This window comes from Moheibacter stercoris, assembly GCF_040545805.1.
Taxonomy (GTDB): Bacteria; Bacteroidota; Bacteroidia; order Flavobacteriales; family Weeksellaceae; genus Moheibacter; species Moheibacter stercoris.
Window position 1 is genome coordinate 19,931 of record NZ_JBEPMO010000011.1, and the last position, 12,644, is coordinate 32,574.

Annotated in this window: 8 protein-coding genes; 6 read left to right on the forward strand and 2 right to left on the reverse strand. The window is 33.5% G+C overall.

Translation table 11 applies throughout. The features are described from left to right. Positions 1–48: 48 nt before the first annotated feature. The 3 genes from secA (at position 49) to ABID46_RS09505 (ending at position 7,246) form a co-directional block, all read left to right on the forward strand. Positions 49–3,432, forward strand: a complete 3,384-nt coding sequence (gene secA / locus ABID46_RS09495; RefSeq protein ID WP_354509445.1) for a preprotein translocase subunit SecA — start codon at positions 49–51, stop codon at positions 3,430–3,432. Between the two features lie 339 nt (positions 3,433–3,771). Continuing rightward, complete coding sequence (locus ABID46_RS09500) at positions 3,772–6,510, forward strand: S8 family serine peptidase (protein ID WP_354509447.1); 2,739 nt, start codon at positions 3,772–3,774, stop codon at positions 6,508–6,510. A 4-nt stretch (positions 6,511–6,514) separates the two neighbouring features. After that, positions 6,515–7,246 (forward strand): T9SS type A sorting domain-containing protein, encoded by a 732-nt coding sequence (locus ABID46_RS09505; RefSeq protein WP_354509449.1) that lies wholly within the window; start codon positions 6,515–6,517, stop codon positions 7,244–7,246. Between the two features lie 110 nt (positions 7,247–7,356). On the opposite strand, the gene ABID46_RS09510 is transcribed toward ABID46_RS09505, so the two are convergent. Beyond that, complete coding sequence (locus ABID46_RS09510; protein WP_354509450.1) at positions 7,357–7,767, reverse strand: DUF1573 domain-containing protein; 411 nt, start codon at positions 7,765–7,767, stop codon at positions 7,357–7,359. Positions 7,768–7,955: 188 nt separating this feature from the next. Between ABID46_RS09510 and ABID46_RS09515 the strand changes: the two genes are divergently transcribed. From ABID46_RS09515 to ABID46_RS09525, 3 genes are all read left to right on the forward strand, one after another. Continuing rightward, entirely contained in the window at positions 7,956–9,221 is a 1,266-nt protein-coding gene (locus ABID46_RS09515; protein ID WP_354509452.1) for a sensor histidine kinase, read from the forward strand. Then, positions 9,214–9,900 carry a response regulator transcription factor gene (locus ABID46_RS09520; protein WP_354509454.1) on the forward strand — a complete coding sequence of 229 codons (687 nt, stop codon included), beginning with the start codon at positions 9,214–9,216 and terminating at the stop codon, positions 9,898–9,900. The genes ABID46_RS09515 and ABID46_RS09520 overlap by 8 nt, the downstream gene beginning before the upstream one ends. A gap of 90 nt (positions 9,901–9,990) precedes the next feature. Continuing rightward, entirely contained in the window at positions 9,991–11,181 is a 1,191-nt protein-coding gene (locus ABID46_RS09525; protein WP_354509456.1) for a putative outer membrane beta-barrel protein, read from the forward strand. Between the two features lie 144 nt (positions 11,182–11,325). Here the strand turns inward: ABID46_RS09525 and ABID46_RS09530 are convergent, their stop codons facing one another. Beyond that, positions 11,326–12,492, reverse strand: a complete 1,167-nt coding sequence (locus ABID46_RS09530; protein ID WP_354509458.1) for a vWA domain-containing protein — start codon at positions 12,490–12,492, stop codon at positions 11,326–11,328. Positions 12,493–12,644: the final 152 nt, after the last annotated feature.

Genomic DNA, 12,644 nt, shown 5'->3' on the forward strand with positions numbered 1-12,644 from the left:
AATAAGTGGTACTTATACTAGATGGTAATCGGGTAGAAAAGAAGAATTATGAGTTTAATCGAAAAAGTCTTAAAAGGTTTTTTGGGTGACAAAAACCTAAAAGATGTAAAAGAATTACGAAAATACGCTGACAAAACATTGGAAGCTGAAAAGCAAATAGATAGCTTTTCTAACGATCAATTGAGAGCGAAATCGGAAGAATTCAAATCCAAATTGGCCGATGCTACCAAATCACAAAAAGATAAAATTGCAGAATTAAAAGCAGAAGCAGAATCCATTCAAAACTTTGATCAAAAAGAAGGTTTGTTTGAACAAATCGACCGTTTGAACAAAGAAGCTTATGAAATCGAAGAGAAAATCTTGATGGATATTTTACCAGAAGCTTTCGCTGTGATGAAAGTAACTGGAAAACGATTCAAAGATAATCCAGAGATTGAAGTAACCGCTACTCCATTTGATCGAATTTTGGCTGCAACAAAATCTTACGTAGTAATTCAAGGGGAAGACAAAGTAATTTGGAAAAACACTTGGGATGCAGCTGGGAAAGAAGTCGTTTGGGACATGGTTCACTACGATGTTCAGTTAATTGGTGGTACAGCTTTACACCAAGGTAAAATCGCTGAGATGCAAACTGGGGAAGGAAAAACCTTGGTAGCAACACTTCCTGTTTACTTAAATGCTTTAACAGGACGCGGTGTTCACTTGGTTACGGTCAATGATTATTTGGCAAAACGTGACTCGGCTTGGATGGCTCCAATTTTTGAATTCCATGGATTACGTGTAGATTGTATCGACAATCACCAACCCAATTCAGAAGGTAGAAGAAATGCTTATCGTGCCGATATTGTATATGGAACCAATAATGAATTTGGTTTCGACTACTTGCGTGACAATATGGCCAATTCACCAGAAAGTTTGGTTCAACGCGAATTAAACTTTGCCATTGTCGATGAGGTAGACTCGGTATTGATTGACGATGCGCGTACGCCTTTGATTATTTCTGGTCCAGTTCCACAAGGAGATCGTCAAGAATTTGACGCTTTGCGTCCAAAAGTGGAACAATTGTTCAACATCCAACGTGAAGAATTAGGGAAAACCTTAAACAAAGCCAAAAAATTATTTGAGGAAGGCGATAAAAAAGAAGGTGGATTCAATTTGTTCCAAGTATTTAGAGGTTTACCGAAATACAAACCATTGATCAAATTCTTGAGTCAAGAAGGTGTTCGTACCCAATTGCAAAAAACAGAAGCGATTTACATTGCCGATAACAACCGTGAGATGCCTCAGGTAGATCAGCATTTGTATTTCGTGATCGATGAAAAAAATAATCAAGTTGATTTGACCGATAAAGGAATTGAGTATTTATCCAAAGGAATGGATGATCCAAATTTCTTTATTTTACCAGACGTTTCTACAACCATTGGTGAAATCGAATCTAAAAAACTTTCGAAAGAAGACGAATACAAAGAAAAAGAAGAATTCTTCCGTGAATTCTCCATCAAATCTGAACGTATTCATACCTTGACTCAATTGTTGAAAGCCTATACCCTATTTGAAAAAGACATCGAATATGTGGTGATGGATGGTCAAGTGAAAATCGTTGATGAACAAACAGGGCGTATCATGGATGGACGTCGTTATTCAGACGGTTTACACCAAGCGATTGAGGCAAAAGAAAATGTAAAAATTGAAGCTGCAACCCAAACATTTGCAACCATTACCTTGCAGAACTACTTCCGTATGTACAACAAATTGGCTGGTATGACAGGTACTGCAGAAACGGAAGCTGGTGAGTTTTGGGAAATTTACAAATTGGACGTGGTTGCAATTCCAACCAATCGACCAATTGCACGTCAAGATTTACAAGACAAAGTATACAAAACGAATCGCGAAAAATTCAATGCCGTTATTGAGGATGTAGTGGATTTGGCTCAAAATCAAAAAAGACCGGTATTGGTGGGAACAACCAATGTCGAAATGTCAGAGTTATTGAGCCGTGCTCTACAATTGAGAAAAATCCCTCACAATGTATTGAACGCGAAATTGCATAAAAAAGAGGCAGACATTGTAACCGAAGCGGGGCGTCCAGGTGTTGTAACAATTGCAACCAATATGGCGGGGCGTGGTACCGATATTAAATTAACCGAAGAAGTGAAAAACTCTGGTGGTTTGGCTATTATCGGAACAGAACGTCACGATTCTCGTCGCGTTGACCGTCAGTTAAGAGGTCGTGCAGGTCGTCAAGGTGATCCAGGAAGTTCATTGTTTTATGTTTCTTTGGAAGATAATTTGATGCGTTTGTTTGGATCGGAAAGAATTTCCAAATTGATGGACCGTATGGGACATAAAGAAGGAGATATGATTCAACACTCGATGATTTCAAAATCCATTGAGCGTGCCCAACGAAAAGTAGAAGAAAACAATTTTGGGGTTCGTAAACGTTTGTTGGAATACGATGACGTGATGAACAAACAACGTGAAGTTATTTATCGTCGTAGAAAAAATGCTTTGTTCGGAGAACGTCTAGACGTTGATATTGCGAACATGATTTATGATACGACAGCTTCTATCGTTCGTGATGCCAAAAACAATGAGAATTTCAAAGAATTCGAATTTGATTTGATCAAATTCTTCACAATGGATTCTCCAGTTTCTGAAGCAGAATTTAAATCAACGTCTGTAAGAGATTTGACTGAAAAAGTTTATCAAGCTGCTTTATTGGATTATCAAAAACATGTCAATGGTCAAGCAGAAATTGCGTATCCGATTATTGCAAGTGTGTATGAAAATCCTGCGAACCAATTCTCAAGAATCCAAGTTCCTTTCACTGATGGTATTCGTTCTTTGATGGTCGTAACCGATTTAAAAGAAGCTTATGAATCGCAAGGAAAATCATTGGTAAAAGATTTCGAAAAAGGAATCATCTTAAGTTTGATCGATGAGCATTGGAAAGAGCACTTACGTGATGTGGATGATTTACGTCGTTCAGTTCAGAATGCAGTTTACGAACAAAAAGATCCGTTGGTTATTTACAAACAAGAATCTTTCCATATTTTCCAAAGAATGTTGGATCGTGTGAACAAGGAAATCATTTCTTTCTTGTACAAAGGACAATTGCCAACTCCAGATCCAGAGCAAATTCAACAAGCTCGTCAGCAAGTGAAACAAGAAAAAGTGGAAACCAATCGTGGCGAAGAACCAGTTCAACAGGCTCAACAACCGAGACAATCTTCTGGTAACAACGGTTATTTCACATCTACTTCTACTGCTGAACCAAGAGGTGAAGTTACGGCACCAAGAAATGTGACGAAGATTTTGCCAAATGATAAAGTGAGCATCCGAAACACGCAAACAGGTGAAAAACAAGAAATGAAATTCAAACAAGCCAAACCAATGATCGAATCAGGTGAATGGGTTTTGGTGGAAGAATAAATAAAATTTCAACAACATATAAAAAAGGATATCTTTACTAGGTATCCTTTTTTTGTCCATAAAACCAAATAAAACAACGGAACTATATATGAATCCGTTTTTTTGACCATTCAGATAAAATTAATTGATAAATATAATAATGGAAAATACTTATTTTTATAAAGTATTTTTCCCTGTATTTAAAATGTTATTATAAATTTCTTAACCATTATATGAAATTTTAACATTTAATTTCCTAAATTTATTAAAACTTTTAAAGCCTCTTCTCATGAAATCAATCAATCAATCAATCAAAATTTAAATCACCCAACAAAAATAACTAAAAATTTTATTCTATTTATGTTTTTGGCTACTTTGGGAACTTTTGTTTTTGCACAAAATCAATATTCTTATTATGTGGTTGAAAATGTAGATCATTCACTTGAACCCCAATCTAAAACTACAAATTCTAATGGGACATTAAATTTGAGTTTTGCCAATTCGTCTTTAAATTCTTTTTTTCAAGGGAAAATAATTTTTGAGTATGAGAAAGCTTTTCCACTTTCAAGTTCTGCGTATTTACAAAGAGTATATTTGGTCAAAACGAATACTGACAATGATGTTACATCTTTTAGTAATAGATTAGAAATTGAATATGCAGAAAAAGTCCCAATAGAAGAATTAATGCTTGAACCAAATGATTTTTATTATGTTGAAGGTGGGCAAGCTAAAACTCAATTAACTTTGGTAAGAGCCAATAAAGCGTGGGACATTACTATTGGTAATAATCCTCTAATTATAGTTGGTATTGCTGATACAAAATATGAAGATAATCATGAAGATTTGGTTGGAAAAGCGGTCAGTTTTGTGCCTGGCACTGTTTTAAATATTGAACATGAAACATCAGTTGCTGGGACTGTTTCTGCAAATACTAACAATAATGATGGTATAGCAGGAATTGGGTATAACACAAAATTAGCTATAAGCCAAACATATAGTGTGCAAAAGCTTTATGAATTGGCAGAAATTCCAAATGTTAGAATCCTCAATGCTAGTTGGGGTGGATGTACTTACAGTCCAATAAATGCTGAGGCTTATAAAGATTTACGTTTAAATAAAAATGTTTTGGTAGTTGCCTCTGCAGGAAATGGATCATGTGGAGATTCAAATAATTATGTATACCCAGCTTCTTATGATTATGTACTTTCTGTTTCATCTGTCGGGCATACAAATCCAGTAGATTATTACGATCCAGTTTATGGAGCTTTTAGTTGGCGTGATGTCCATCAAAATGTGATAGACCCACTTAATCCAGAAGAAAGCACACACCAACATAATGATAAAGTAGACATTGTTGCACCTGGATACCATATTAGAATTTTAAAAGATAATAATCAATATGGAACAGCATGGGGTACATCTTACTCTTCTCCAATGGTTGCCGGAGCGGCAGCACTTGTTTTGTCTGTAAAACCAAGTTTAACACCAAATCAAGTGGAAAATATTCTAAAATCTACAGCAGATGATATATTTTGGATTCCATACAATCAACCTTATATTGGAAAATTAGGTTCAGGAAGATTAAATGTTTTTCGAGCTGTAAAAACAGTTGAGTGTTTGGATGAGGATAACCCTAAATTAAATTTAGTGGTTAGGGATACAGAGACAGATTTAGGAAATGAGCCAAACAATATTTCTACGTATTACTGGAATAGTCAAGATATTTGGGTCAGAAATCAAGATGATGGACGATACAATGAAGTGCACCAATCTGTAGAATACAGTGCAACTCAACCAAATTTTGTTTATGTTAGAGTTACTAATTATGATTGTCAGAACTCTTCTGGTGAAGATGAATTAAAACTTTATTGGAGTTATGCTGGGACAGCACAATCTTGGCCAACAGCGTGGGATGGAAGTTTAGGAACACCAAGTAATCCCTCGGGAGGATTAATTGGAACCTTAAATATTCCTCAATTAGGTCCTGGACAAGAAACAATTCTTAAATTTGAATGGTTTCCTCCTAACCCTGCAAATTACCCTGGTGCAATATCGTTGAGTGGAAATTTTGGATTATTAGCAAGAATAATTTCAGATGATGATCCAATTAATTATATAAATGGATTAAACATCACCAATTACGTGAAAAATAATAATAATGTTGCTTGGAAAAATTTTAACATTGTTGATTTGATTGACTCTCCTATAACTTCTGCCTCTTTCATGATAGCAAATCTTACGGAGGAGACTAAAACATATTCTTTAGAATTAAATGAAGAAAATGCTGCCTATCAAAAATCTATTTACGAAGAAGCGGAAGTCAGAATTGTAATGGATGAATTCCTTCATAGTAAATGGCTTGCAGGTGGTAGTTCTATCTTTGATGCTGATCCTACAAGAGATACTTACTCTAAACATATAAGCGGTAATAATCCCAAATTAAGCAATATTACACTAGCACCAGGCGAAAGTGGAACAGTTGAAATCACATTTAACTTCCTGACCAAAGAACTTATCGACAAACAATTATATGAATATAATATTATTCAAAAAGACGTTTCAAATAGTGAAATCATAGGAGGTGCAACCATACAAATTATTAAAGAAAATCGAAACGATGTTCTTGCAGATGCTGAAGTAATTGAAAATTCCAATTCCTCCACAATTATTGCCGAAAACATAAATGAATCAGCTACTTACAACTGGTATGATTCGGAGGGAAATCTTATTCACAGCGGAACAGAATTAACGGTAAGTCCTGAAATAGCCAAAACCTATAAATTGGAAATCATTTCAGATCTTGATGGTTTGAAAGACTATAAAGAAATAGAAGTTATAGGCAATAACCCTTATTCATTAGGAACAATTATTCCTAATCCAGTAAGCTCACAAGTTACGATTTCTTATGATGCCTCGTCTGCTTCTTCTGCTTATTTAATGATAACAAATACCATTACATCTGGAAGTGAGAATTATATATTAAATACAACAAATAATCAGATTAATTTAAATCTCTCAAATTATTCTTCTGGAATATTTACAGTTACATTGATTTGTAACGATGCAATAGTTGATTCTAAAAACATAATTAAAAATTGATATTATGAAATTTTTTAAAATAATTTATTTCATCGCTTTTTCAAGTATATTCTCACTAGTATATTCACAAGATGAATTGGTAGAAAACACTTGGTATCTTGAAAAATTAGTAATAAACAATAATGAGATATTTCCTCCCATTAGTGATGAGTTTGACCATGTTAAACTTAGTTTTCAAGAATTTGTAATTGAAGAGGGAACTACTTATTTTTTTGATTCAAAAGTATGCTCACCTATAACTGGGACTATCATAAATATGGATCCTACTTTATTTTCATTTTTTGACATAAGTTGTTGTAATGATGGTGAAACTTGTTCTGAGATAGAAAATATAAACTTTGAAAATCTGTATGTTAATTTCTATGTTAATTATTTTGAACATGATTTTTTATATTCTATAAATCCAAACGAAGATGGAAGTAAAATACTCATAATACAAAATGAAGTTAATGATCAAGCAATTTATACAAATAATTTAATGACTGTTTCGTATATTGATAAATTGAATTTCAAATTTTATCCAAACCCCGTAAAAGACAAATTAACCTTTGAAAATCCTAATTTAAAAATTACATCTGTAAAACTCAGAGACTCATCGGGAAAATTGGTTTTAACAGAAAAAATTTCAACAACACGAGCAGAACTGAATTTAAGTTCTATACCAACAGGTAATTATTTTATTTCGTTTGAGGAAAATGGAAAAACAATTGAAACGAAAAAGATTATTAAAAAGTAAGTTAATTCTGAATTAATTTCATAAAAAAGGAAGCCAAAACAGCTTCCTTTTATTGTTACATAAATTTAGAATAAAAATGGAAAATAGAATCAAAAGATCCTATTTATATATTATTTAGGATTTACTTTTCCTTTAAATGTCAATACTTTGGGTTGATTGGTATCAGACGTTGTTACGGTAACTGATTTTGTAAATGCACCTTGAGCTGCAGCATTGTAGGTAGCGTTCACATATCCCATTTTCCCTGGAGCAATCGCCGTTTTTGAATAATCAGTTGCTGTACAACCGCAAGCAGCTTTCACATTGGTGATCAATACAGGTTTTGAGGTTGTATTGGTAAATTCAAATTTAATGGCGTGTGGTTTTCCTTGAGGAATTTCTCCAACATCTATGGTTTCAGATTTCCAGCTTATAGCATCAGCAATTTTTTCAATAATCTCTGTTCCATTCATGGCTACGGCTGCAGAAAATGGTACTGCAGATAAGGTAAGCGCAAGCAGAGTTGTTTTAATGATTTTCATATTGTTATTTTTAGCGTTATCAAATGATTTGAACAAATGTAACTTGCTTTTCCCTATGCTGTTGTTAATCGCTTTCAAAGGTTTGTTAATGAGTTGTTAATAGACAACTGCTTCCCTTCAAAATAATGTAATATTGTGCATCTAATAAGATTTCAAATGGAAATCAACCAAAATTTGATAGGAGCATTTTGAAAATAAATCGTTTAAATATTCTCATCCTTTTAGGACTTTTGGCAACCATCGGATTGTTGATTGCACAATGTATTTGGACCTATCAAGCCTATAAATTAGAAGAAAAAAAGTTTTCCCAAAAAACCCATGTCGCACTTTTGGAAGTTGCGCGAAAAATATACGAACACAATGGTCATGAATTTTCTGCCAAAGACCTAATTCAAAAAGTTTCGCATGATTATTACGTAGTCAATGTAAACGATGACATCGAACCTGCTGTGTTGGAACATTATTTAAAATCAGAATTTTCCAAACAAAATATTTTTACGGATTACGAATACGCCATTTACAATTGTGAAAGCGATGATATGATGTATGGAAAGCTGATTTCCATACAAGATGAACCTACTCCCCAAGAAAAAATAGAATTCACGCCTTATAAAGATTTGGTGTATTATTTTGCGATTCGTTTTCCAGATGAAAGTTCCTATTTAATTGGAAATTTGAAATTTTGGTTCATTTTATCTGGAGCATTAATTTTCATTCTAAGCATTTATGTCTATTCGATTTATACCTTGATTCAACATAAAAAATATTCGGAACTGCAGCGAGATTTCATCAACAATATGACGCATGAATTCAAAACTCCCCTATCCTCTATTTTACTTGCTTCGAATTCTTTAACCAAACATGAAACCATCAAATCCAATTCAAAATTGGAACAATTGGCAGGAATCATTACATCCCAAGGAAATAAATTGAATCAACATGTAGACAAAATCTTGAATATTGCTCGAAATGATGAATTTGCCATTAAAATTCAGCCGAAAAAAATTCTCCTTCAATCCACTATTGAATCCATTGTTGAAAATTTTCAAACCAAAAATCCTAAGGCAAAATTCAATCTACAACTCAATCCAGAAATTCAGATTATGGCAGATGAATTTCATTTTGAAAATTTGGTTCAAAATCTGATCGATAATTCCATTAAATACAGTGAAACAAGTCCGAAAATCGACATTATTTCCCATCTCAAACGAAAACATGTTTTGTTGGAATTCATTGATGAAAGCTGTGGTGTTGAAGATAAAAAAATAGCGCAGATATTTGATAAATTTTACCGAGTTCCCAATTCTAAATCAGCTGAAGTTACGGGATTTGGTTTAGGTTTGTTTTATGTAAAGAAAATCGTTCAACAACATAACTGGAAAGTTGAAGCCAAACAAAATCCTAAAGGAGGTTTGATTATCCAGCTAGAAATTCCGATTAAGAATCATGACTAAATACAAAATTCTATACGCAGAAGACGACGAAACCATCGCGTTTCTCACCCAAGACAATTTGGAAACGCATTATGATGTCGTGCATTGCGCCAATGGTGAAGATGCATTTCAGTGTTTTCAATCACAAGAATTTGATATTTGTTTGTTGGATATCATGATGCCCAAAATGGACGGATTTGAATTGGCAGAAAACATTCGTAAAATCAATTCCGAAATTCCCATTATTTTTCTTTCAGCCAAAACCTTAAAAGAAGATCGCATAAAAGGATTGAAAATTGGTGCAGATGATTATTTGGTTAAACCTTTTAGTATAGAGGAATTGATGCTAAAAATCGAAATCTTTTTGAAGCGCTCCCAAAAAAGAACCATATCTGAAAACCTCAAAATTTCCATAGGAGAATTTCAATTTGATTCCAAAAATTATAAAGTAACTAAAAATGGTACCGAAATAAAACTAACCCAGCGCGAATCGGAACTTTTGAAATTTTTCGTGGAAAACCAAAACAAAGTAGTCAAACGAGAAGAAATTTTAAAAGCCGTTTGGGGCGATGATGATTATTTTATGGGAAGAAGTTTGGATGTTTTTATTTCTAGACTTCGCAAAATCTTTACAGGTGAAACCAATATTTCCATCGAAAATCTACATGGAATCGGATTTAAATTTCGAGTAGATTTCTAAAAACATGAATTTTAGACGATTATTGGGTTAAATATTTTTTTCTCATGCTAATTTTCCCTTGATTTGTCATCTTAATGAAACATACCAAACATGAGAAAAATTTTACCCATTTTACTGATTTTCTTTTCTGCAATTGCCATGGCTCAAATAAAATACGAACCAGGTTATTACATCAATCCGATGAATCAAAAAATCACTGGATTTATTAAAAATTTAGATTGGAACCAAAATCCTTCTACAATTGAGTTTAAAGAGAATTTGGATAGTGATGTTCAAATCAAAACCATTCATGATATGAAGGAATTTGGAATCGATCAAAAGTCTAAATATATCAAAGCGACAATTAAAATGGATCGCTCTTCCGAAGAAATGAGCAATTTGAGTCATCAAAAAAATCCAGAATTCAAAACTGAAACGGTTTTCTTAGAAACGATGGTCGAGGGAAAATCTACTTTGTTTTCCTACAAAGAGCCTCAATTTACCCGATTTTTCTTTCAAAATGAAGGCGGTGAAATTACGCAGTTGATTTACAAGCGATATTTTGTTGATGTAAATAAAATCGCTACCAATGATCAATTTAAAAATCAATTACGTGCCAATGTCAATTGCAATTTCAAGAATGATCAGTTTTTACGATTGAATTATTCCAGAAGTTCCTTGGTGAATCATTTTGAAAAGTATAATGAATGTAATAATTCAACTGGATCAAATTACGTTGTTTCAAAAACAAAATCTGACTTTAATTTATACATCAAACCAGGTGTTAGCTTCACGAATTTAGATGTTGTGAATACTGCATTAAATAATTCGTATATCGATTTTGGAAGTAAAACCATTTTTAAAATTGGGGTTGAATTTGAATATCTATTGCCGTTCCATAAAAACAAATGGGGATTGTTTGTTTCTCCTACCTATAAAGCTTACAAAGCAGAAGGAATGAATGAAATAAGACAACATGGTTCTACGATTGAATACAATTCCATTGAATTGCCATTGGGCGTAAGGCATTATTTCTTGTTGAGTTCAAGTTCCAGAATATTCACACATGGTGCGATTTTATGGGATTTGAATGTTGGAGGAGATTTTAAATTTGAACATCATGTCGATACAATGGATATAAAATCTGGTAACAATTTTATGTTTGGAATTGGGTATTCTTTCAATTCGAAATTTTCGGTAGAATTTAATGTGTACACCAAACGAAAAATTTTGTCAGATTATTACAATTGGAATTCTAATTACTCCAATATGGGAATTAGTGTAGGATATAATTTCTTATAATATAAAATGAACCCCGACGAGTTTTCACTCAATCGGAGTTCAAAGAAAAAAGTGGATTTTTCAATTCGGTGCTGGTGAAAGAACGAGCACCGAATTTTTATTTTAAAGAAATTCCTAAATTATATTCTTAATTCTTACTACCAATTACTTCTCCTGCACATATCCTTTTTGGTTGGCAAATTTCAGGACCGCTTGTGTAATGGCTGCACCCAAATCGGTTTCTTGATCACCTGATTTAGCGAGTTCTGATTGGATGAATTTTTCACGTTCTTGGTTGAGTTCCAAAATTTCTTTCTGAATCAATTTTCGTTCAGCTTGTAATTTTTCTACTTCTTTTTTCAAGGCTTCATTCGAAAGATTTCGGTATTTTTCTGGCAAAGTGGATTTGTCCAAATTCTTCCAATCCATATCTTTCTGATCCAATGCATCCACCAAATCCCAAGAAGCATTTGAATAGCTATAATTTGCTTTGGCAGCAGTTCTGGTTACTTTGTTCTCCATACTAACACCTTCTGCCATGACATCTTGCTGCACCTGACGCTCTTTCATCACAGCACCTTGCGCACCATAATAGATGTAGGTTTGGTTTAGTCGCGTATTGCACTCATCAATTCTCACATCATAAGGCGTTGGGATGTAGCGAATTTTTTGGTTATGGTCAATGAAAAAATATTCGCCTTTCCCCTTCTCTGCTCCATCTTTCCATTTTCCATTTATACCTGCATAATCATCACCACAATGAATGGTATTCACATAAATTCCTTGTTTTACAGCTTCTGAAATTGCTTCAATGTAATTTACTTTCCCTTGATCAAAAGTTTCGTTTCCTGCAATGTAAATCAATTTCATGCTTTTGGAATCTTTGGACCATTTCAATTCATCAGTTGAAACTTGGATAACTTGCCCACAATATTCCGATCCGCCATTGGTACGAAGAGCAAATAATTTTTCGGACAGCAAATCCAAATCAGAAGTTAAGGGTGTAACTTGACGTATGTATCCGTTTTCAGCTGAAAGTCCATCGTTTCCATATTCGTATAAACTGATTTCAATCGATGGTTTCTTTCCTTGGTAACGCAAAGTTGTCAAGGTATTGACGATGTTCCAAAGGCGTGATTTGGCTTGGTCAATCAAACCGTCCATACTACTGGAAGTATCCAATAAAATGGCGACTTGGATTTTTTGATCTGCTAAATTCTCATTCATAATTTGAAGAGAGGGTTTCGATTGAGTATCGTTTTGAATGGAATTTGCCAACGTTGTATTTCCCATTGCGAAAATAGTTGCTAAAGAAAAAAGGAATGTTTTCATAATGTCTATCATTTCGTTTTATTAATGACCAATTGAAAAATTGGTTTCTATAGACATTGATGCGAAGGAAATCAAAAAGGTTGGACGAGGAAGAAAATTAAAAATGTAAAATGGCGAATTTTAAATTGTAAAATACTGATTATCGATACTTT

Excerpts from the sequence above, each read along its gene's own strand:
- secA (WP_354509445.1), top strand. The coding sequence starts at position 49 with ATGAGTTTAATCGAAAAAGTCTTAAAAGGTTTTTTGGGTGACAAAAAC.
- ABID46_RS09500 (WP_354509447.1), top strand. The coding sequence starts at position 3,772 with ATGTTTTTGGCTACTTTGGGAACTTTTGTTTTTGCACAAAATCAATAT.
- ABID46_RS09520 (WP_354509454.1), top strand. The coding sequence starts at position 9,214 with ATGACTAAATACAAAATTCTATACGCAGAAGACGACGAAACCATCGCG.
- ABID46_RS09530 (WP_354509458.1), bottom strand. The coding sequence starts at position 12,492 with ATGAAAACATTCCTTTTTTCTTTAGCAACTATTTTCGCAATGGGAAAT.
- ABID46_RS09505 (WP_354509449.1), top strand. The coding sequence starts at position 6,515 with ATGAAATTTTTTAAAATAATTTATTTCATCGCTTTTTCAAGTATATTC.
- ABID46_RS09525 (WP_354509456.1), top strand. The coding sequence starts at position 9,991 with ATGAGAAAAATTTTACCCATTTTACTGATTTTCTTTTCTGCAATTGCC.
- ABID46_RS09510 (WP_354509450.1), bottom strand. The coding sequence starts at position 7,767 with ATGAAAATCATTAAAACAACTCTGCTTGCGCTTACCTTATCTGCAGTA.